Below are 21,458 nucleotides of genomic sequence, written 5' to 3'. Positions count from 1 at the left end.
TTCTTCCTTCGGTTAGCGGCGAATTCCAATATTAGCTGGACAAATGTTTTCTGTGTGAAAGCGAAGCGACAGTAACAAATGTTTTCTTTGGAAAACGAAGCAATAGTGAAATAGCTGACAAAATTTTGAGAACCGACGATAGTCAAGAGTCTCGCTCTAAGCAAAGCGAGTAACTAGTTATCAAATATTGGCATGATGAGGCGTTTGTTTTTTCACGATGATGACAAATAAACTTGCCAATGCACAGAACATTCCAGCAAGGAAAAAGGCCCAAGTATATGAATTGAAAAACTTATAAATGAGGCCTCCACCATAGGCAGCAACTGCAGCTCCTGCTTGATGTGATGCGAAAATCCACCCATAAATAATGCCACTTTTATTCGTACCAAAAATTTGTCTAGAAATACTAATCGTTGGGGGTACTGTAGCAATCCAATCTAATCCATAAAATATTGTAAAGATTGTCAGTAAAGTTAGCGACCCTTGCATTAATGCATACGGGAGTAAAAGCAGAGACGCTCCTCTTAAAAGGTAGTACCAAAACAATAACCATCGATTATCAAAACGATCAGACAGCCACCCGGATAAAGTAGTCCCTACAAGATTAAACACTCCCATAAAGGAAAGAAAGGATGCAGCGGTTACTAAAGGGACACCAAAGCTAATACAGTAAGAAACAAAATGAGTACCAACTAACCCACTAGTTGAAAGTCCACAAATAAAAAAGCTTCCCGCTAATAGCCAAAATTCTTTCTTCCTTATTGCCTCAAATAAACCATTAAAAGCAATACTAATCGGATTTTTCTTATGATTCTCTTGTTGCACTTCTAGATCTTCTTCCAGTCCATAAGGAAGAGTCCCTATATCCTGTGGTTTATTTTTCATAAATATTGAAATAGCGACGAACATAACAATACTTAGAATAAGCATTAATCCAATCGCCCATCGCCAAGAATAATATTCAATAATAATCGCCAATAATGGTAAGAGAATTAACTGCCCTGTTGCAGTACTCGCCGTTAAAATTCCTACTGCCAACCCTCTACTTTTCACAAACCAATGATTAGCTACATAAGGACTTAACACCGTTAAAAAAAGACTTGCTCCTAAACCAATAATACCGCCCCATATAACGATTAACTGCCATGATTGAGTCATGAAAAGCGTAAGCATCATGCCAATGAATAATGTAGCCATCGCACCTAGCATCATTTTCTTTAAACCCGCTATTTCTAGTAACGCCGCCATAAACGGACCCGAAAAACCATATAAAAATAGACTCACTGCAAAAGCTAAAGCAATTATAGATCGATCCCAATTAAATTCTTTTTCAAAGGAGTCTATTAAAACCCCTGATGATGACATTGTAATCCCTGCAACAATAATGGAGAAAAAGGTTACGACTAAAATAAACCAGCTATAATGAATACGCCTCATCTTGACACCTTCAATTCTTAAAAGATTTTATTAATATGCTCTTTAATGAAAAAAATTACAGCTCAATTATATGTATATGCATATATTACTGAGGTAAATGACTTCCTGAATCATGTATATACATATATAATCTTAGTAATCGCTTTTATTACTTGTCAAGAAACATTTTCCAACTTAACAAAATAATTGAACCAACTCGAAAAGGAGTACGGAGCAATGAAGAATATAGATTATACACAAATATGTGTATGTGCAAACCTTCGAAAAAAAACGCGGCTCGTGACACAATTGTATGATAATTTACTACAGCCAACTGGCTTAAAAGTTACACAATACTCAATGCTAGCAAATATTGATCTTCAACAAGCAGTTTCCATTAGTCGACTAGGTGAAATTTTACTGCTCGATCAAACAACCATTACACGTAATATTAATTTGTTAAAGCGAAATGGCTATGTAGATTTAACAAGAGATCCGCAAGATGCTCGAGCAAAGGTCATTACACTAACTGATAAAGGGGTTGAAAAATTAAACGAGGCTGCTCCAATTTGGCAAGATATCCAAGAAAGAATTATCAATGATATCGGCTTAGAAAAATACAATGATTTTTATGAAACATTGAAAACTATCCAAAAAATAATTCAATCTTATGATGAAGAATAAAAAACGAACCTAATCAAAAGAATCCATTTTGAAAAATGATTGTTCAAAATGGGTTTTTCATACTATTATATATGCCAATAAAGTATAGCTCTTCGACAAAACGTGGGGTTGATTTCCGTTCCGGCTGGGCCTTTGTTGCTGTCGCTTCGCTTTCGCACAGGATAAAACATTTGTTGCTGTCGCTTCGCTTTCGCACAGAGCAAAGCTTCCTGTTGGCGTCCGATGAGCCGCTTCACTCGCGGTGCTCGCTGCAGGGTCTCGGGCCAACAGATGTTTTTTGCGCGGAAGCGTAGTGCTAACGTAGCGACAGCAGCACGATGTTTTCACGAAGGCGTTATCATAGGACGTGATGTGATGGTTTTAGCCTTCGTTCCACTAATCACTGATCCCCAAGGAGTCGCCCATTCCCCACTACAATCAACTTTTCCGCTTAGCATTTATCTTCTGACATGTTACTCTATTTCATAGTGAAAATATGTAGCAATATGAGCAAATATATATTCATAAATCTATTCTGTTTGATTATAGGATAAAAAGTAACAGCTAGCATAGTTCCCCTTTTGACAAGATAATTGCTTGCCCTCCTACCATAACTCTTGGATTATTTTTATTTATTAATTTTGTCAGGATGTTAGAAGGTCTCCCCATACTATGTCCTTGAAGGAACGAGTACTCTTGATCAAATTCATTTAGTATGTGGTTATGAAAAAGATAATAAGTTAATGCCCCATTTGAAGTACCTGTTGCGGCTTCCTCATCAATACCGTATAGTGGGCAAAAGTTTCTACTCTCTGCTATCCCATCTTCTGTGTCGAGTGTAAATGCATGAACGCCCCCCACTTTATTGATCTTTGTATACTCAGCAAGTGCTTTAAAATTAGGATTTAACGCATACAAATCATCCTTTGTTTTAATAGGAAGCATTATATCCCAAAGACCCGTACTTACAGCTTGAGGCACTAAATTGAAATTTATATCTCCTATTTTGCTTTTATCAATTTTAAAAAGATACGACAAATTATCATAATCATCAAATATTTTTCCTAACTGAGGTTCAGCTTGCTCCATCATTATAAAAGATTGATTCACTTCAACAGCAAGTGTGCCTGCGAGTGTTTTCATAAAATATGTATTATTATCTTCAATAGCACAACTGTCTAATAATGCCTTGAAGGATGCAATAGTAGCATGTCCACAAAGTTCAACCTGTACAGTCGGTGTAAAAAACTTTATGTCAAAATTTTTATTGTCTATTTTTTTAATAAATGCTGTTTCTGAAAAACGAACTTCTGCAGCAAATTTCTGCATAAACTCTTCATCTAAATTTTCATGGATCACTACACCTGCTGGATTACCACCAAATTTAGTTGCTGTAAAAGCATCAATTACATAATAAGACAAAGCTAACTCTCCCTTACTTTTGAATTTAAAAGTTTTTAATGCTTACTATATCGATTAATCTCTTTATATTAAAAAAACGCCACAAAAATGTGACGCTTTTCATATTATTGTATGACTCTTCTGCAAAACGAGAGATTGATTTCCGTTCCGGCTGAGCGCTTTCCCAGGGGGACGTCAGTCTTCACTTCAATCAACCAAATCTTTTTTTAATATTCAATAAGTGTTTTTATGTTTAAGTCGCCTATTTTTTCACGACCATTCAGCTCTTTTAACTCGATTAGGAAGGCACAACCAACAACTTGACCGCCTAATTGTTCAACTAAACGCACTGTCGCTTCAACTGTGCCGCCAGTCGCAAGTAAATCATCACAGATTAATACTTTTTGCCCTGGTTTAATCGCATCTTTGTGCATTGTTAGCGTATCTTTACCGTACTCAAGACCGTAGTCAGCACTTATCACTTCACGTGGTAATTTTCCTGGCTTACGAACAGGCGCAAAACCAATTTCAAGCGCATAAGCAACTGGACATCCGATAATGAAGCCACGAGCCTCAGGACCTACCACAATTTCAGCTCCTAATTCTTTTGCGTAACTTACGATTTGGTCTGTTGCATATTTGTATGCAGCACCATTATCCATAATTGTTGTAATATCTTTGAAGCTAATGCCCTCTTTCGGCCAGTTTTCAACCGTTGTTACGTATTGCTTTAAATCCATGTTATTGTTCCTCCTACGAAACTTAATCGTATATTAATGTAATCGTTCATCAAACCATTGTTTTAATTCTATAAAAGGGGCATATACTAGCTTCTGCTCCATTTCAATCTGTTCTGAACGCTGTTTGTAAGACGGTGCCTCTGTAAGTGCCTGTTTCGGTGCATTCACGTTGACAGTCGTCAGTCCACTCTCCATTTTAACAAAATCAAGTTCAAAAAACACCTGTGTCATAAATTTTAATGCATCTAACGGCCAACCTGTATGTTTGGCTAATTCCGCCAAATGCATATTTAATGGAAAGGCAGGGCGATTTTTTAAAAACTTATAATACCAGGAGAATTGCTCACGTGTAGGCAATCCATTGAAGTACTGAGAATCAGGCATGTAAAAATGTGCATATATACGGGAAGGAGCTGTTTTTCGTAAGACACTTTCTAACATTTGAACATTTTGTGGCAAATCCAGTAGGATGATATAATTGCTTTGTTCTACATTTGAAAGCGTAGGATCCACTGTTAGGATTGGTACACCAATTAACGACTGGTAATAGGTAACCGTTTCTGAACGGAAGGCGATAAATGTTGCCTCCTCTTTTGGAACCGTATTTAACCAGCGGGATGTTTGGCGAATACCACGAATATCAAATAATTGCCATTCAGTCGTTTGGACATCCTCTATCATAAATTGTGCTTTTTTACGTCCTTGCCATTCGTTAATTTGTAAATCCCCTGTAAATGATACTTTAATTCCATATGTTAATTCGTCGTGTAAATGTCCTTTATTGAATCCGACACTATCCAATTTTTCATAGCCATCCGTCAATTCCATTTTTATATGATTTTCTGCTGCTCCAATTTTCCGCATGGAGGATATCTCCACATCTTCGAGCACATAAACAGGCTTCGGAAAATCAGTACCATATGGACCCAGCGTCGAAATTTCTTCAATGGCATCTGCTGAAATTTCATCCATTTTTAGCGGTATGTCAATATTGAGTACAGGTGTCAATTGTTCCTCTGATAAACACGCTCTTGCTTGATCATCTAAGCGTGATCTTAACTCATCCACATGCTCAATGGATAATGTCATCCCTGCTGCCATAGGATGCCCACCAAAATGAGGTAATATATCTCGATTCTTCGCTAATTCATTATATAAATGGAAGCCTTCAATACTACGAGCTGAGCCTTTAGCTGTTCCTTTTTCATAGTCTAGTGATAGTACAATCGTAGGACGATAATAGAGCTCTACAAGACGGGACGCGACGATCCCTACTACCCCAGCATTCCAGCCTTCTCCAGCAATAACTAAAACGAGTGAATTCCCGATTTTTTTATCTGATTCAATGAGAGCAATCGCCTCATCTGTAATACTCTTTACAATGTCTTTGCGTTCACTATTACACGTATTAAGCTGCTTCGCTAATGCTATTGCTTTAGCATTATCCTCAGCCATTAATAGCTCGACGCCTGGCGCCGCTTCTCCTAGTCGACCAACTGCATTTAAGCGCGGTCCAAAGTAAAAACCGATTGTTTCTTCGTTAATTTTTGCTTGCTCGGCACTGGCTACTTCACACAATGCTTGTACCCAAGGGCTGAGTGATCGGCGCATTTCTTCTATTCCTCGTTTTACTAGGTAGCGATTTTCATCAACTAATGGTACTAAATCCGCTACTGTTCCAACAGCTACGTATTCAATTAAATGCGTTGGCAGTTCTCCATATAGAGCATGCGCTAACTTAAAAGCTACCCCCACACCTGCAAGCTCGCCAAATGGATAATGTCCTTCTGGTATACGAGGATGTAAAATAATATCGGCAGATGGTAATTCATCGCCTGGTTCATGGTGATCTGTAACGATAACATCCATACCTAGTTCCTTCGCGACACGAATCGGTTCAATACCCGAAATACCATTATCAACTGTTATAATTAGCTGAGCGCCCTCTTCATGTGCTTCACGAAATAGCGCTTCATTCGGTCCATAGCCGTGAATAAAACGATTCGGTATTTTAAACGATACATCGGCACCGAGATCAAGCAACACATTCAGCATGACTGTCGTGCTAGTGACTCCATCGGCGTCGTAATCGCCATATACTAAGATTTTCTCTCCATTATCAAGCGCTTGCTCAATACGTGCTACAGCTTCTGCCATACCATGCATTAAAAACGGGTCATGGATACTTGCTTCTGTCATATTTAATAAGCTCTCTGCGTCCGCAGTTGTTTCACAGCCACGCGCAGCTAAAATTTTTGCTGCAATCGCAGAAAGTTGTAGGTCATTTTGTAATGTTTGGACAAGCTTAGCGTCTGGGCGCTCTACCTGCCATCTCTTTTTTGATAGAATCATCTTTTCACTTCCTCACGAAAGCTATTATACCGAAAATCTAGCCTATCCGCACTATCTGTCAGAATGATAGTTTTATCCATCAGATTTTCAATTCAATCCGTCATTTTTACTAAACTACTCGAATGATAGAAGTCAGAGCGACGGATAGAACCGTTAAAGCCTTGGGTATCGGTATCAAAAGAAAAAAGCCTACTCCATTAAAGAGTAGACTTCTGAAACACATCTTTTGAAGCAGACACTAACGCCTCAATTTTCTCCAAATTACCTTCATGCAATGCTGTCACGATCGCACTGCCAACGATTACACCATCACTAAGTGCCCCCATATTTACCACTTGCTCGGGCGTTGAAATTCCAAAGCCAGCTAGTACTGGTATTTGACTTGCTTCACGTAAACGAGCAAAATGATCATGTAAATCATTCGCAAAGGTTGTACGAGCCCCTGTGATTCCATTGACTGTCACAGCATAGACAAAGCCTTGACTGGCAGCTGCGATACGTGCAATTCGCTCTGGAGGACTTGTTAACGATACAAGTTGAACGATGTCGATACCATGAGGATTTAATGTATCACATAAAACGGCGCTTTCTTCAAGTGGTACATCAGGAACGATTAATCCTTTAACGCCCCCCACTACACAAGCTTTCGCAAAAGCCTCTAACCCAAAAGCTAAAACAGGATTAAAATAAGTCATAACAACTAACGGAACTTGAATTTCTTTTTTTAATGAAGCTAATACTTCTAGCACTTTACGTAATGTCACACCTTCTGCTAAAGCCCGTTCACCTGCTTGCTCTATCGTAGGTCCATCCGCTACAGGATCCGTGAACGGTATACCAACTTCAATAGCCGTTACAGCCATTTGCTGTAGCTTCAAAATCGTAGGCTTCAAAGTTTCTAGCCCCCCATCGCCGGCCATAATATATGGTATAAATGCTTTATTCCCAGCGATTTTCGCTTCTTCAATTGCCTGTTGTAGTGTTGTCATAACATATCTCCTCCTAATACTTTACGGACAGTATGAACATCTTTATCTCCTCGGCCAGATAAGCACACAACTATTATGTCATTTGTAGACATTGTCTTCGCAAGTTTTGCTGTATAGGCAATGGCATGAGAGCTTTCTAGTGCAGGTAGTATACCTTCTGTTCTACACAGTAACTGCAAACCCTCAAGTGCTTCATTGTCTGTAATCGAATCAAATTTAACTCGCCCAATATCATGTAAATAACAATGCTCTGGGCCCTTCCCTGGATAATCTAGACCAGCTGAAATAGAATGTGCTTCTTGCACGAAGCCATTTTCATCTTGTAATAAATACATGTATGCACCGTGTAAAACGCCTAGCTGTCCACCGGCAATTGCTGCTGCATGCTTTCCTGTCTCAATACCACTACCTGCAGCCTCTACCCCGTATAGCGCAACAGTTTCATCGTCGACAAAAGGATGGAACATACCGATTGCATTACTACCACCACCTATACAAGCAACAACTGCATCTGGTAAACATCCTTCCTTAGCTAAAATCTGCTCTCTAGTTTCAACACCAATTACACGCTGGAAATCCCTCACGATTTTCGGGAATGGATGTGGTCCTAAAGCTGAGCCTAAAATATAATGAGTATCTTCAACATTTGTCACCCAGTAGCGCAGCGCAGCATTGACAGCATCCTTTAATGTTTTTGAACCTGTTTCTACAGACTCTACTTTTGTACCGAGTAACTCCATGCGAAACACATTCAACTGTTGGCGTTTTATATCTTCGGCACCCATAAATACAACACATTCAAGATTCAATAATGCGCATGCAGTTGCCGTGGCCACTCCATGCTGTCCTGCACCTGTTTCTGCCACTATTTTCCTTTTTCCCATTCGTTTGGCAAGAAGCGCTTGACCAATCGCATTATTAATCTTATGGGCTCCAGTATGATTTAAATCTTCACGCTTTAAATAAACCTTCGCGCCGCCTAGCTCTTTTGTTAAATTTTCTGCGTAATACAATGGCGTCTCACGACCGACGTATTGTTGTAAATAATACGCCAATTCCTCAGTAAAAGTTTGATCATTCATTGCCTCATCATGGGCCGTCTCTAATTCCAACAAAGCGGTCATTAATGTTTCCGGAACAAATTGTCCACCAAATTTTCCATAACGACCTTCTTTTGTCGGTACACTATTTGCAATTGAATTCACCATTATGCTCTCCCCTTCTCCACTGCCTGTAAAAATGCATTTATTTTGGCTATGTCTTTTACACCGTCTGTCTCTACACCACTCGATACATCTACCATAAATGGCGACACAAGTGATACTGCTTCTTCTATATTTTCAGCTTGCAAACCACCTGCTAAAATTAGCTTTTCTCGCGGAATCCCTACCGTCTCTAAAAGGGTCCAATCAAACGTGTGACCACTACCACCTTTAAAATCTGTCCCTGGTGCATCAAATAAGTAATAGTCTGCGTCATATTTAGCAGCAGCTTGAACATCTTCAACACCTCTTACAGACAAAGCTTTAATGGCCGGATAACCTTGCTGACGAATAAACTCCGGAGATTCTTCTCCGTGGTACTGCACATAATCTAATGGCACACTTTCTACCGCTGTGCGTAATTCCTCTACGCTTGGATTGACAAAAACACCGATTTTCAAAACGCCCTCCGGTACATGTTTAGCTAGTTGCTGTGCCTGTTCAACCGTCACTCGTCGTTTACTTGGCGCAAAGACAAAACCAATGGCATCCGCTCCTACCTCTATTGCTGCCTGCACATGCTGTTGTTCCTTCAGTCCACAAATTTTCACCTTCGTCATACAGATGCACCTACCTTATTGACCTGTAAACTTTTTAGCCTAGTACCTGGATCACCACTGCGCATTAATGACTCACCTACAAGAACGCCACTAGCTCCCATAGCCACCACAGCTTTAGCGTCTTCTTGCGTCCAAATCCCACTTTCACTTATTAAAACTTTCTCTTCTCCGAACGGAAAAGCTTCTGCAATTTCACGTGTTCGCTCTAAGTTCACTTCAAACGTACGTAAGTCTCGATTATTGACGCCAATCAGCTTGGCACCAATTGCAATAGCACGTTCAAGCTCCTCTAAATCGTGCACCTCCACTAAGACCTCTAGATTTAAGCTTATTGCATAGCTATATAAATCGCGTAATGCCTCATCTGTTAACGCGGCTACAATCAGCAAAATAATAGATGCACCTGCTGCCTTTGCAAATCGAATTTGAACACGCTCAATCATAAAGTCCTTACAAAGAAGTGGCGTTTGAACAGCATTTGCAACTGCGGCTAAATCAGCAAAGGAGCCTTTAAAAAACTTTTTATCTGTTAAAACAGAAATGGCCGCCGCTCCAGCTTCTACATAAGTTTTTGCCTGCGCCACTGGATCTGCCCCTTGCGCGATTAGCCCCTTTGAGGGGGAGGCACGCTTCATTTCAGAAATAACCTGTAATGTCTCAGCTTTTCTCAATCGTTCAAATAAAGACGGTCGTAGCTTTTCTGTAAAATTAGCTAACGGGTCGGGCTGTTCAAGTAAAGCACTAACTTCTATCTTTTTTTGTTCGAGAATTTTATTTAAGATATTCATTGTTGGACCTCCACTCTGTTAATATGTTCACTATAAGCAACGACTGCCTCTAATTTTTGAAGGGCACGCCCGCTGAAAATACTATCCTTCGCCATTTCTACACCTTCTTTAACGGTTTCAGCAATTCCATAGCTGAACAACCCAATACCAGCATTCAATAAAACTGTGTCAAAGTAAGCACTTTGTTCACCAGCTAATAATTTACGCATAATTGCGGCATTTTCATCTACATTGCCTCCACGAATGGCCTCTATTGGTGCATAGCTGAGACCCGCATCCTCTGGAGTTAAAGAAAAAGGAATCAAGTCTCCTTTATCTACTAAGACAAAAGTATTTTGACCAGCTAATGACGCCTCGTCTAAACCTAGTGGCCCAGAAACGACCATTGCACGTTTACGCCCGAGCATTTGTAATACGGAAGCATACTCCATGACAAAATTCGGACGGTTAATGCCGGTAAATTGCGTCGATAAAGGCACTGGATTCGTAAGTGGACCGACAAGATTAAATATAGTTGGCTTGCCTAGTGCGCGACGTACCTCGCCAAGTCGCTTTAATTTTGGATGGACATTTGGCGCATATAAAAAGGCAATTCCTTCTTTCTCTAATAGCTCAACAGTTTGTTCAATGGAAATATTCGTATGAATACCGAGTGCTTCCAAAACATCAGAGCTTCCTGATGCCGAAGAAATTTTACGATTGCCGTGCTTCGCCATTTTGACACCTGCCCCTGCTAACACAAAGGCGCAAGCCGTACTTATATTAAATGTATTAAGACCGTCACCACCAGTGCCGCAATTATCCATATAGACACCTGCTTTTGCTGGTACGTCTAGTGCAAACGAACGCATAATGGTAGCTAATGCCGCTACTTCATGTGCTGTTTCACCTTTGGCAGATAATGCCGTTAAAAAGCTTGCGATTTCTCCCTTCGGTGTGTCATCTTGGAACATCCATGTTGCTGCCTGTAGCATTTCCTCATACATTAAATGCTCTCGTTGTTGTACTTTTTGACGAATACCTTCCATTAATGTGAACCTCCTTCTTTTTCAAGTAGCTGCAAAAATTCCTGTTCGTCCTCTTTTATTTGTTTTAAACTTTCATCGACATTTGTGTATTTGGTCACCGTTACAGTTGTTTGCATATGCATCGTTTCATTTTCTATGACAATGGATTTCCCTGTTAATGCAAAATCAAGATGACCGTTAAAACCAATAAATCCAAGTGCTCCTCTTAAAGTTTGACTAGATTTTTCTAAATAGTCCTTTGCCTGATCCTTCGGAATAACTGTTGATGCAAAGGATGGTAATGTCGCAGCTAATACATCAAGTGCATGAAGCATCGGTAATATTTGTCCTTCAACTCTCGATGTCATGTGTAATGCATGCTTTGAACGCTCAATTCTCATCGCCTCTATGATTTGAATGGAATCTCGGAAGCACACTGACTGTAATTTTTGTCGCATGGCAGAAACAAGTACAGCATGTGACTTCCTAATATTTGTGTCTTCATAGAGCTTTCGTTCATGTTCTAAATCTTCACCTTTTGTGGAACCTCTAGGAAATGTCCCCTCTGTTGGTGTCGCAATCACACGCTCACCTTTTACACGAATTAGGCTTTCAGGAGATGTTCCTAAAACAACATGTTCCTCAAACTCTACATAATACATATACGGAGCAGGTTGTTTTTTACGCAATTGACGATATAATGCGAAAGCATCTCCTTGTAAATTTGCTAACAAACGCTTTGATAGGACGGCTCTTGTAATATCTTCATCTAACATAGCTTTGATAGATGTTAGGGTTGTTGCAAATTGTTCATTCGTAGACGATTCAAAAGATTCATAACTACAACTTTTATCCTCATCCTCTCTACCTTTTAAAAGCTGCTCCGCCAACTCCTCTAAATTTGGTTCTTTTTTTTCTGCATCAATATTCGTATAAATTAAAGTAACCTCATCTGTTACATGATCAAACACAATGACTGTCTCATACACATGGAAATGCACATCTGGTAGCTGCACTTTATCCTGATCAGTCGATAATATCGTTATGGCATTATGACCAACATAGCCAACAGCTCCGCCTGAGAAGGGGAATTGTATCGTATTGGAAATGCGTGGCATTAATCTTTTCAATAATACAAACATGTCGCCCTTATGTGTATAGGTGTTTCCGGTCTCATATGAATATTCCTGAATTTCATCTCCAAAGCCTTTATACGTTTTTCTTGGATTAGCGCCGATAAAAGAAAAACGACCTGCTCCTTCATGCTGTGCTGAACTTTCAAGTAAGAATTTAAGCTTTCCTTTTAGGCGTCTAAAAATTAAAATCGGTGTTAAAGAATCAGCATTAATCGTTTTCATTTTTATTCTTGAACTCGTCGATTGCATAATTACCAAGCTCCTTTTCTTAAAAATCCACCGCACTTGGACTTACAAATGTTTAGCAGCTGAATCGTTTTTTTGTTGAATAAAAAGGATCAGCATCATAGTGTGGGTTGATTTCCGTTCCGGATGGGGCCCTTCCCTGTGGGCGTCCAGCCTCCACTCCGATCGATTTTTTTACATATCCTAGCTTTTAGTGGTATAAAACAATAAAAAAAGTCCTCTGCAAAAAGGATTTTTCCTAATTGCAGAGGACGATCAAGACCGCGTTGCCACCTCATATTAGAGCATATTTGCTCTCCCTTATGTGCTCAACCTTAGTTCGTCAATAAAATTGACATACCTTTTTCAATAATGGCAAAAAGATTTGTCTAAGTCGAAGCACCCCCTATAACGTGGGGAATCCGTTCGCTATAATCAATTCCGCCTTGGCGTAATTACATCCAGAGGCATTCATTTCGTTCAGTAGATGTTTGTAAACCCACTGGATGAAGATAATTAGCGACTCTCATAAGTCCATTCACATAAGCTACAAATCAGTTCGCACCATCCACTGACTCTCTAAATTGCACACTTATGCTACTACTCTTATTCAACAATTTCTCAGCTATTCTCATCTAAACTCAGCTCATCTGTTCTAAGGCTGACCTCGCTCCCGAGACCAACTACCTTGTATCGAACAAAAAAGTTAGCCTTATTTTATGCCAAACGATAAAAATTGTCAATCAATTCTGAGAAAAAGGAAAATGTTAAAGGGACTTTTCAAATTATACAATAGGAAAAATCACCTTCTTTACGCATCAACAAAGGGAGTTAAACTACCTATTTTTTAAGATTTTACTATAACTTGACCTCGTAAGAATATCAAGTTATAGTAAATTCGTACCATTGATTTTCTAATACATTAAAGAAAGAAGGAACAAATATGTCCGTTCAGAAAAAACTAAATATAGGTTTTATTTCATTCATTTGTTTACTCTTATTATCAAGTATTATTGCTTTTTTTCAATTTAAGTCGGTTGAGGGAGACATAGTAGAGGTACTAGATTTCCGAATCGTACAAATTCAATTAACAGATGAAATACAACAGCAGCTTGCCTCACAGGGGCTTTTTTTACGTTCCTATTTTCTAAATAGTAAGGATGAGACAACAAAATCAAATTTAGAACGTTATGAAAAACTATTATCAGAAACCATTCAAGAGCTTTCAGGTATTGTTCGTTCCGATCACACAAAAAATATTATGAAGCAAGTAACCGATTTACAACAAGATTTACTAACAAGTTCTGATAAAGCAGTGCAAGCATTTAATAGTGGAAATACAGATTTAGCCTTATCATACATAAATGGAGAAGTTACAAAAAGCAACAAAGAAATTTACACACTGACAAATGATTTATTAACTTATCAAGACGAACAGCTGCAAGAGGTTAAAAGTAGTGTTGTCCAAACAGTTACGCGAGCTATTATTATTTCAATTGTCTTACTTGTTATAAGTGCAATTGTTGGTTTATATTTTATGTATTTTGTAAAACGCTCCATCACTCAACCGCTTCGTAAAGTGATTAATGCAGCCGATACGTTAGCACACGGTGACTTAACAATTGCTCAGCTGGAACATAACTCAAAAGATGAGATTGGTACACTTGCCACAGCAGTGAATGCGTTAAAACAGAATTTATCTGTCCTACTTAAAAACGTTCAGGACAACGCTACACAATTATCTGCCGCTTCTGAAGAGCTTTCCGCTAGCACGGTAGAAGTGACAACAACTACAAGCGACATCTCACATCGAGTACAAGACACGTCAAACCATATAGCTTCATCTGCTAGTGCCTCTCAACAAAGTGCCCTAGCTATGGATGAAACTGCTGCTGGTGTACAACGAATTGCTGAGGCAACTCAAAATTTGCATCACAATGCTATGAATATGACACAGCTTGCCAATACCGGAGGGAAAACTATTACGACTGCCAAGGAGCAGATGGATACAATTTCTGAGTCAACTACACAAATTGCCGATTTAACGCAAAAGCTAAGTAAGCAATCTGAAGAAATCGGGCAAATTACAAAAGTAATTACGGCTATTACTGAACAAACAAATTTACTGGCGCTCAATGCTGCCATCGAAGCAGCACGAGCTGGTGAGCACGGCAAAGGCTTCGCTGTTGTAGCAGATGAAGTACGAAAGCTTGCTGAAGAATCCAAGCAATCTGCTGGCCAAATTGTTGCCCTTACAAATGAAATTCAAACGGATACAAGAAATGTTGCAGCTGCTGTGCATGAAGGATTAGTATCTGTCCAGGATGGTGTAGCAAAAATTCATGAGGCTGGTGATGCATTTGATTCTATTACAGCGTCTGTGCAAACATTTACTGAGCAAATTGAAGATATATCAGCCACTTCGGAACAAATCTCAGCTAGTGCTGAAGAGGTAGCTGCCTCTGTAACAGAAATTGCAAATGGGGCAAGTATTTCAGCGAGCAATTCACAAATCATTGCTGAAGCAGTAGAAGAGCAAGCTGCAACAATGCAGCAGGTGAATGAGGTAGCTGAGGAATTAAGCAATAACGCTCAGCAACTCCAAGCATTACTACTGCAATTTAAACTTTAACGTCTTTCAGCGGGTGTCCAAACACCTGCTGCTGACGCTTCGCTTTCGCGCAAAAAACATATGCTGCTGACGCTTCGCTTTCGCGCAAAAAACATATGCTGCTGACGCTTCGCTTTCGCGCAAAAAACATCTATTGGCCTAAAGTCTCCGGCGGATGTCACGGAATTATGGGGCGAAATTAATAAAATAAAAAGAATCTGCTGCTTTCCAAAGAAAGCAACAGATTCTTTTTTTAAGAAAACAGGGAAAGAAATGTTTCCTTTCCCTGTTTTAAAGACTTATGTTAAACAGTAGGTTCGTCAGTACCCCATTGTTTTTTCTCTTTTTTGTGTATTTGCCCATCTGATTTTTTCATTTCACGAACTTTAAGTGAATACCAGATTTGTGCAGCAATACAAATGGAAGAATACATACCTGTGATTAAACCAATCAATAACGCGATTGAGAAGTTTTGAATCGACGGTGCACCTAAAATAAGAAGTGACACAGTAACGATAATAACCGTTAACACTGTGTTAACAGATCGACCCATCGTTTGACGTAATGATTTGTTAACGATATCCGCTAACACTTCACGGTCTTTAATCGTATCATATCGATCTAAGTTTTCACGCATCCGGTCAAACGTAACGATCGTATCGTTAATCGAATAACCGACAATCGTCAGTACAGCTGCAATAAACGTAATATCGACTTCTAAGCGCATAAAGCTAAATACAGCAACTATTAAGAATACGTCATGTAGTAACGAGACAATTGCTCCAATACCCATGCGCCATTCGAAACGAACCGCTACATAGATAATGATACCGATAGCCGCAAAAGATAATCCTTTAATAGCATTTTTCACAAGCTCTTTACCGACAGTTGGTGATACTGTACTTATGCCAGGCTCATGACCATATTTTTTGCCCGCTTCTTTTTTGAATTTTAAAATTTCTGCTTGCGATAGATCATCTTTATAACGGATAACCGCAGAGTTGTTCTTTTCACCTGCCAAAACGATATCGTCAGATGAGAAGCCAATGCTATCTAAGTATTTAGATACTTCTTCTTTAGTTAAAGTTTGATCCGCTTCAATTTGAACACGAGTACCACTTTGGAAATCAATACCCAGGTTTAGACGGAATATACCAAGAACCACTAAACCGGCTACAAGGATAGCTAATGAGAATGTATAGAATTTCTTACGGTTGTGTACAAAGTCAAAACGATCAAATTTCGTTGATAAATCTAATGTTCCAATATTTTCATCTAAGCTATGCTGTTTAGATTTGGCAATACCAAACCACGCTGAATTGTTAAAATAGCCACTGTTGACTAGTAAACCTAATAGTACACGAGAACCCCAAACAGCAGTTAAGAAGCTTAGTAAAATACTAATAATTAAAGTTGTTGCAAACCCTTTTACAGAGCTTGTCCCGAATTGGAATAATACAGCAGCTGCTAATAATGTAGTTAGCTGTGCATCAACAATTGCTGATAAAGACTGCTTCGAGCCGATTTGGAATGCTTGTTTAACTGAATAACCTACTCGTAGTTCTTCACGAATACGCTCCGCTGCTAAAATATTCGCATCAACTGCCATCCCTATACCGAGCACGATAGCTGCAATACCCGGAAGTGTTAACACTGCATTAATCCAATCGAATACAACTAATACTAGGAAAGTGAAAATCGCAAGTGTAATAATGGATATAAAGCCAGGTAAACGATAGTAGAATAGCATAAATAAGAATATTATTACTACCCCCACAACACCTGCCAAAATTGTACTTTTCAGTGCTTGGTCACCAAATTGTGCACCTACTGAAGTAGAATAAATTTCATTAAGCTTTACTGGTAGTGCTCCAGCATCTAAAATACCCGCTAGATTTTTTGTTTCTTCAACTGTGAAATTCCCGCTAATCATTACATCTGTTGTATTTAATGTTTGGTTAACTGTTGCTGCAGATGCATAGCGAGGCTTCGCTTTTTGTGATTCAGCTTTATATGAATCAACACCATCTTCAAAGTCTAACCATACAACGAGTAAATTTTGACCTGCTGGTTTAGCGGCAATTTTACTAGTTATATCAGCAAATTTCTTTCCATCTTTTAATGTTAGGGAAACAATTGGACGATTTTGCTGGTCAAAGGAATCCTTAGCGCCACCTGGCTTTAAGTCATTACCATCCAGCAATATATTGTCATCGACATCACGGAATGTTAAATTTGCAGTTGTAGACAATAGTTTACGTGCTGATTCTTGGTCTTCGACACCCGCTAATTGCACACGAATACGATTTTTGTCTTCAACCTGAATGCTCGGTTCACTTACCCCGATTGCATTTACACGTTGGCTAAGAGCTGTTGCTGTTGCCGACAAAACACCCTGTGTAATTTCTTCTCCCTTGTGTAATTCCTTCACCTCATAAAGAACCTCAAACCCGCCTTGTAAGTCAAGACCTAGCTTAATGTCCTTTAAGACGCCGCCTACAGTCGTACCGATGGTTGCTGTAAAAATAACCATTAGTAGTACGAATGCAACTATACGACTTTTTAGTTTCATTTATAAATCCTCCTCGAATTGTGTAAGGCAATTCCTTACACTACAAACAAGTATAATAGCAAGTCCTTTTGAAACGTTTATTCCTCCTTTTCCTTTAGAATAATGTTGCCTGTGCTTCAAAAAGGTTGCTCTACTTATTTCAATCGTTCATAACGCGCAAATTTATCCCTGTATTTGTATAGGTGTAATCCCTCCAAATTTACAAAAGTTATTAGGAGGTTTTTGAATAAATATACTTATACAAATAAAAAAAGCGCAACACACTCATTATGAAACACGTTGCGCTTGGTGTCAATTCAACACTTTTAGTATTCTTTTATTATTTGACAAATTTCACACTTTCTTCTTAAGTTTTAACCGGACCAAGTAGCATTTTTAACTCTTCCGTATTCAATTCTGTAAACCAATCATTACTTTGTAAAAATTCTACCTGATTAAATGATACGATATCGGACGGTGATACTGAAAAAATAGTGGAGATAATTTCATGTAAACGTAATTGTTCAATATTTTTTTTGCGCCATTTTTTTTCTATACAGAAACGCCACAGCTCTTCTGCTGTAATCGCATCGTATTGATAATGTTTAAACTCTTCCATCTTACTATCAATTGCAGGACGAATTTTTTCAAATAGTTGCTCATACTGCATACTCATTTTGAATCATCTCCAATCAAAGTTGTATCGTAAGACATGTCTGCATACAAATAGTGTAAATGAATTTTTGTGGCTTGAGAAGGGACGGATGGCATGAGTTCTTTTGTACGGGGTACACTATTTTTAATGTTCGTAATTTTTTTATCGAAACTCTTTGGCTTCTTTTATAGAATGCAGTTTATGCGTATCGCTGGTGAAGAGGCAGTCGGCATTTATATGACCGTCTATCCGGCGTTCATTTTCTTCATCTCACTCATTCAACTTGGACTACCTATCGCTGTGGCAAAAATTGTAGCAGAGTTACTAGCAAAAAACAAACGCGAGGGCATCTTTGGTGTTATGCGTACGGCTATACTTTGGTCATTTATTGGAATGATCATCTTTATGCCGATTGTTGCACTTACAATACCATATATTTCGTCTACTCTTTTACATAATGAACAAACAACATTCACGCTTTGGATTGCACTCTTTGCTGTACCAGTGGCAGTTGGTTCTGGATTATTGCGCGCTTATTTACAGGGTATTGCGAAAATTACACCAACAGCTTGGTCTCAAATGATTGAACAAATTATTCGCATTAGCTTCATCACATTTACACTGCCTTTTGTCGCTGCCTATGATAACGCTGCCGTTACAGCAGCCACTGCTATGGGTATTACGCTTCTAGCTGAAGTTGTTGCTTTCTTGTATTTGTGGATGCATTATATTGTCTCAAAGAAAAAATTATTGACACGGAAAAACAAAATCGAGGCTTATCCTGCCTCCCCGATGTTGCGGATTGCCCTTCCATCTGCAGGAAGCAGGCTATTTGGATCTTTTACTTGGTTTTTAGAGCCGATCATTTTTTTAAAGGCTTTAACAATGGCTGGATTAACGGCCTCCGCAGCAACAATTTTATATGGGGTTATTTCGGGTGTACTAGTCCCACTATTATTATTCCCAGCCTTTGTATCTGCTGCACTTTCGATTGTCCTTATACCGGCTGTTAGTGATGCCGTTGCACGCCAGCATATACCACTTCTACAGGAACGCATTTCTGTATCATTGCGACTATCATCCTTAGTGGGCTGTGTGGCTGCTACGTACTTTTTCGTTCATGGAGACGACTTAGCTATAAAGCTCTTTCACTTACAAGAAAATCGTGGGTATGTGAAAATATTGGCCCCAATTTTTTATTTTTATTATATACAAAGTCCATTGCATTCTATATTACAAGCAATCGGTGAGGCTCGTGCAGCAATGATGAACTCCATTTATGGTGGTCTTGGTAAACTCTTTGTTATGTTCGTACTTGCTTCTCAGCCTGGAATACAGGAAAAAGGTGCTGTTGTAGCAATTGGCTTTGGCGTTTTATTAACTTCATTCTTGCATATCGCAACAGTAAGACAGCGCAAAAATTTGCGTGCTGGCTTTAGAATGTTTGTAGTGCCATATAGCTGCTTTATTGCTGTTTGTGTTACTCAGTATTTCCTGATGCAAATAATGCCACTGCCTTTTATTTTAAGTAGCTGTGTAACCTTGTTTTTACTATTTACTTTCTTACTATTTACCAATCAGTTGCGCATAACTGATTTGCGCTACCTTCGTAAGCTAGCCAAGAAAGTTTAAGATTCTTTTAGCTGGATATGAAGCCGATCTTCCTCCCAAACACAAAAAAATACAGTGTTACTATCCGTAATATTATTTTTAGCAAGCTCTGCCATTAACCAATCAGTATCTTTATGCAAGACCTTTAAATGCCTATCCTGAATATCACCGTCGATAATAAGTGGGTAAACAAATGCCTTTTCATCTTTTTGGTATACGGACAAATTGCCGGAGGGCTCTAGATAGGCATAAGCAATATCTGTAACGGAAGCATTTCCGTTTTCGCGTAATTGTTGACACAAATCATCTAAATTATAACGTTGCTTGCGCATTTCACTTTCTAAAATGACACCATCTCTTATAAGCATTACTGGATCACCATCAACTAGGTCACGGAATTTTTTATTTTTGAGTGAAATATATGCAGTTATTATTTGAATGAAAAACAATATGATGATTGGCAAAATTACATTAAATAATGGACTTTCGAAATCATCAAGTGCAAATGCAGCAACCTCAGCCATTAAAATGGATACGACTAAATCTATTACAGACAATTCGCCGACCTCACGTTTACCCATTAAACGAAAAATTATTAGGATAAACACATATAAAAAGCATGTTCTAAAAATAATCGTAAAATATTCTTCCATGCAGTCACCCCCATACAATAAGGTGACCGTATACGTTACTTTTTATACAAAAAAGCCTTGTCAAAAATGAATTCTGCATTTTGACAAAGCTATAAATATGGTGTAAGGCGTTGTCCGCTTTTTGGACAACGCCTTTAAGATTAATTTCGCCTTGGCGCAATTGCGTCCGAATTTTGAATTGTGCAGGCACAATTCATTCCTTTGAAAATCCGTGACATCCGCCGTAGGCTTTAGACCAACGTGATGTTGATCACTCAGTCGGTGTTACTGTCGCTGTCGCACAGATAACTTGCCACAAGACGTGGCGTTCTTAGACTGAGTTCCTCTATTTCAGTAGGTTTTTGGCATGCCCACGGAAAAGGAATCTCTACCCTATTCATCTCATTTTAAGATGCGGAAATTTTCTACTGAAAGAAGATAAATATTAGTTATTTACAATACGTCCGATTGCCTGACGATCAAATTTTACGCGCACATTGTCTGCGATTTTTAATGTTATAGTTGTGTCCTCAATTGAGTCAATCTCACCATGTAAGCCACCGATTGTAATAACTTTATCTCCACGTTGCAAATTAGTCTGCATATTTTGTGTTTCCTGCTGTCTCTTTTTAGCAGGGCGGATTAAAATAAACCACATTGCAACGAACATGATTAAAATCATGATTAAGCCAGAATATTGTTCCATCATTTTTGCCCCCTTTCCAATTCTTAATTAGTATAGACTATTCCACCATAAAAAAGCGACGGACAAGCCCAAAATTTTTCTATATTACTAATATTTTTTCTAAGATAGACAATTTTTTGCTAGAAATATTCATATTTCACACAAATTTACATG

At 38.8% G+C, this 21,458-nt stretch carries 17 protein-coding genes and 1 other annotated feature; of the genes, 3 read left to right on the top strand and 14 right to left on the bottom strand.

The window, feature by feature from the left end; translation table 11 throughout:
* Positions 1 to 180: 180 nt before the first annotated feature.
* Entirely contained in the window at positions 181 to 1,437 is a 1,257-nt protein-coding gene (locus ACIPKN_RS02280) for an MFS transporter (protein WP_400932984.1), read from the bottom strand.
* Between the two features lie 216 nt (positions 1,438 to 1,653).
* On the opposite strand from ACIPKN_RS02280, the gene ACIPKN_RS02275 reads away from it, so the two are divergent.
* Positions 1,654 to 2,100: a MarR family winged helix-turn-helix transcriptional regulator gene (locus tag ACIPKN_RS02275; protein WP_400932982.1), complete on the top strand. Its 447-nt coding sequence runs from the start codon at positions 1,654 to 1,656 to the stop codon at positions 2,098 to 2,100.
* A gap of 543 nt (positions 2,101 to 2,643) precedes the next feature.
* Here the strand turns inward: ACIPKN_RS02275 and ACIPKN_RS02270 are convergent.
* The 9 genes from ACIPKN_RS02270 to ACIPKN_RS02230 all read right to left on the bottom strand — a co-directional run bounded on the left by ACIPKN_RS02270 (position 2,644) and on the right by ACIPKN_RS02230 (position 12,563).
* Positions 2,644 to 3,501 carry a PhzF family phenazine biosynthesis protein gene (locus tag ACIPKN_RS02270; protein WP_400932980.1) on the bottom strand — a complete coding sequence of 286 codons (858 nt, stop codon included), beginning with the start codon at positions 3,499 to 3,501 and terminating at the stop codon, positions 2,644 to 2,646.
* Between the two features lie 206 nt (positions 3,502 to 3,707).
* Positions 3,708 to 4,220 (bottom strand): adenine phosphoribosyltransferase, encoded by a 513-nt coding sequence (locus tag ACIPKN_RS02265; protein WP_142508994.1) that lies wholly within the window; start codon positions 4,218 to 4,220, stop codon positions 3,708 to 3,710.
* A 33-nt stretch (positions 4,221 to 4,253) separates the two neighbouring features.
* Positions 4,254 to 6,572, bottom strand: coding sequence for a single-stranded-DNA-specific exonuclease RecJ (gene recJ / locus ACIPKN_RS02260; protein WP_400932977.1), 2,319 nt, complete (start codon positions 6,570 to 6,572; stop codon positions 4,254 to 4,256).
* 197 nt (positions 6,573 to 6,769) lie between these two features.
* Positions 6,770 to 7,561 carry a tryptophan synthase subunit alpha gene (trpA, locus tag ACIPKN_RS02255; protein WP_400932975.1) on the bottom strand — a complete coding sequence of 264 codons (792 nt, stop codon included), beginning with the start codon at positions 7,559 to 7,561 and terminating at the stop codon, positions 6,770 to 6,772.
* Positions 7,558 to 8,769, bottom strand: coding sequence for a tryptophan synthase subunit beta (gene trpB / locus ACIPKN_RS02250; RefSeq protein ID WP_400932972.1), 1,212 nt, complete (start codon positions 8,767 to 8,769; stop codon positions 7,558 to 7,560). The genes trpA and trpB overlap by 4 nt, the downstream gene beginning before the upstream one ends.
* A complete protein-coding gene (locus ACIPKN_RS02245; protein ID WP_142508998.1) occupies positions 8,769 to 9,383 on the bottom strand; it encodes a phosphoribosylanthranilate isomerase in 615 nt (204 codons plus the stop codon). The genes trpB and ACIPKN_RS02245 overlap by 1 nt, the downstream gene beginning before the upstream one ends.
* Complete coding sequence (gene trpC, locus ACIPKN_RS02240; protein ID WP_400932970.1) at positions 9,380 to 10,171, bottom strand: indole-3-glycerol phosphate synthase TrpC; 792 nt, start codon at positions 10,169 to 10,171, stop codon at positions 9,380 to 9,382. The genes ACIPKN_RS02245 and trpC overlap by 4 nt, the downstream gene beginning before the upstream one ends.
* Positions 10,168 to 11,199: an anthranilate phosphoribosyltransferase gene (gene trpD, locus ACIPKN_RS02235; protein ID WP_400932968.1), complete on the bottom strand. Its 1,032-nt coding sequence runs from the start codon at positions 11,197 to 11,199 to the stop codon at positions 10,168 to 10,170. Before trpD ends, trpC begins: the two co-directional genes overlap by 4 nt.
* Positions 11,199 to 12,563 (bottom strand): chorismate-binding protein, encoded by a 1,365-nt coding sequence (locus ACIPKN_RS02230; RefSeq protein ID WP_400932965.1) that lies wholly within the window; start codon positions 12,561 to 12,563, stop codon positions 11,199 to 11,201. Before ACIPKN_RS02230 ends, trpD begins: the two co-directional genes overlap by 1 nt.
* A 241-nt stretch (positions 12,564 to 12,804) precedes the next feature.
* Positions 12,805 to 13,162 (bottom strand) — a binding site (T-box leader).
* A gap of 320 nt (positions 13,163 to 13,482) precedes the next feature.
* Here ACIPKN_RS02230 and ACIPKN_RS02225 point away from each other — a divergent pair.
* Positions 13,483 to 15,171 carry a methyl-accepting chemotaxis protein gene (locus ACIPKN_RS02225; RefSeq protein ID WP_400932963.1) on the top strand — a complete coding sequence of 563 codons (1,689 nt, stop codon included), beginning with the start codon at positions 13,483 to 13,485 and terminating at the stop codon, positions 15,169 to 15,171.
* 283 nt (positions 15,172 to 15,454) lie between these two features.
* On the opposite strand, the gene secDF is transcribed toward ACIPKN_RS02225, so the two are convergent.
* Positions 15,455 to 17,722, bottom strand: coding sequence for a protein translocase subunit SecDF (gene secDF / locus ACIPKN_RS02220; protein WP_400932961.1), 2,268 nt, complete (start codon positions 17,720 to 17,722; stop codon positions 15,455 to 15,457).
* 346 nt (positions 17,723 to 18,068) lie between these two features.
* The gene (locus tag ACIPKN_RS02215; RefSeq protein ID WP_142509004.1) at positions 18,069 to 18,377 is read right to left on the bottom strand and encodes a post-transcriptional regulator; all 309 of its coding nucleotides are present in this window, start codon (positions 18,375 to 18,377) and stop codon (positions 18,069 to 18,071) included.
* 93 nt (positions 18,378 to 18,470) lie between these two features.
* On the opposite strand from ACIPKN_RS02215, the gene ACIPKN_RS02210 reads away from it, so the two are divergent.
* Positions 18,471 to 19,988: a putative polysaccharide biosynthesis protein gene (locus ACIPKN_RS02210; protein WP_142509005.1), complete on the top strand. Its 1,518-nt coding sequence runs from the start codon at positions 18,471 to 18,473 to the stop codon at positions 19,986 to 19,988.
* Here ACIPKN_RS02210 and ACIPKN_RS02205 read toward each other — a convergent pair.
* The gene (locus ACIPKN_RS02205; RefSeq protein ID WP_142509006.1) at positions 19,985 to 20,620 is read right to left on the bottom strand and encodes a DUF421 domain-containing protein; all 636 of its coding nucleotides are present in this window, start codon (positions 20,618 to 20,620) and stop codon (positions 19,985 to 19,987) included. The genes ACIPKN_RS02210 and ACIPKN_RS02205 overlap by 4 nt on opposite strands.
* A gap of 424 nt (positions 20,621 to 21,044) precedes the next feature.
* Complete coding sequence (gene yajC, locus ACIPKN_RS02200; protein ID WP_142509092.1) at positions 21,045 to 21,305, bottom strand: preprotein translocase subunit YajC; 261 nt, start codon at positions 21,303 to 21,305, stop codon at positions 21,045 to 21,047.
* Positions 21,306 to 21,458 lie beyond the last annotated feature (153 nt).

This window comes from Lysinibacillus sp. NPDC086135, from assembly GCF_044746345.1.
Lineage (GTDB): Bacteria > Bacillota > Bacilli > Bacillales_A > Planococcaceae > Lysinibacillus.
The sequence above is the reverse complement of the archived record's forward strand: the minus strand, read 5'-3'. Positions and strand labels throughout refer to the sequence as shown.

Excerpts from the sequence above, each read along its gene's own strand:
- ACIPKN_RS02280 (WP_400932984.1), bottom strand. The coding sequence starts at position 1,437 with ATGAGGCGTATTCATTATAGCTGGTTTATTTTAGTCGTAACCTTTTTC.
- ACIPKN_RS02275 (WP_400932982.1), top strand. The coding sequence starts at position 1,654 with ATGAAGAATATAGATTATACACAAATATGTGTATGTGCAAACCTTCGA.
- ACIPKN_RS02265 (WP_142508994.1), bottom strand. The coding sequence starts at position 4,220 with ATGGATTTAAAGCAATACGTAACAACGGTTGAAAACTGGCCGAAAGAG.
- recJ (WP_400932977.1), bottom strand. The coding sequence starts at position 6,572 with ATGATTCTATCAAAAAAGAGATGGCAGGTAGAGCGCCCAGACGCTAAG.
- trpA (WP_400932975.1), bottom strand. The coding sequence starts at position 7,561 with ATGACAACACTACAACAGGCAATTGAAGAAGCGAAAATCGCTGGGAAT.
- trpB (WP_400932972.1), bottom strand. The coding sequence starts at position 8,769 with ATGGTGAATTCAATTGCAAATAGTGTACCGACAAAAGAAGGTCGTTAT.
- ACIPKN_RS02245 (WP_142508998.1), bottom strand. The coding sequence starts at position 9,383 with ATGACGAAGGTGAAAATTTGTGGACTGAAGGAACAACAGCATGTGCAG.
- trpC (WP_400932970.1), bottom strand. The coding sequence starts at position 10,171 with ATGAATATCTTAAATAAAATTCTCGAACAAAAAAAGATAGAAGTTAGT.
- trpD (WP_400932968.1), bottom strand. The coding sequence starts at position 11,199 with ATGGAAGGTATTCGTCAAAAAGTACAACAACGAGAGCATTTAATGTAT.
- ACIPKN_RS02230 (WP_400932965.1), bottom strand. The coding sequence starts at position 12,563 with ATGCAATCGACGAGTTCAAGAATAAAAATGAAAACGATTAATGCTGAT.
- ACIPKN_RS02225 (WP_400932963.1), top strand. The coding sequence starts at position 13,483 with ATGTCCGTTCAGAAAAAACTAAATATAGGTTTTATTTCATTCATTTGT.
- secDF (WP_400932961.1), bottom strand. The coding sequence starts at position 17,722 with ATGAAACTAAAAAGTCGTATAGTTGCATTCGTACTACTAATGGTTATT.
- ACIPKN_RS02215 (WP_142509004.1), bottom strand. The coding sequence starts at position 18,377 with ATGAGTATGCAGTATGAGCAACTATTTGAAAAAATTCGTCCTGCAATT.
- ACIPKN_RS02210 (WP_142509005.1), top strand. The coding sequence starts at position 18,471 with ATGAGTTCTTTTGTACGGGGTACACTATTTTTAATGTTCGTAATTTTT.
- ACIPKN_RS02205 (WP_142509006.1), bottom strand. The coding sequence starts at position 20,620 with ATGGAAGAATATTTTACGATTATTTTTAGAACATGCTTTTTATATGTG.
- yajC (WP_142509092.1), bottom strand. The coding sequence starts at position 21,305 with ATGGAACAATATTCTGGCTTAATCATGATTTTAATCATGTTCGTTGCA.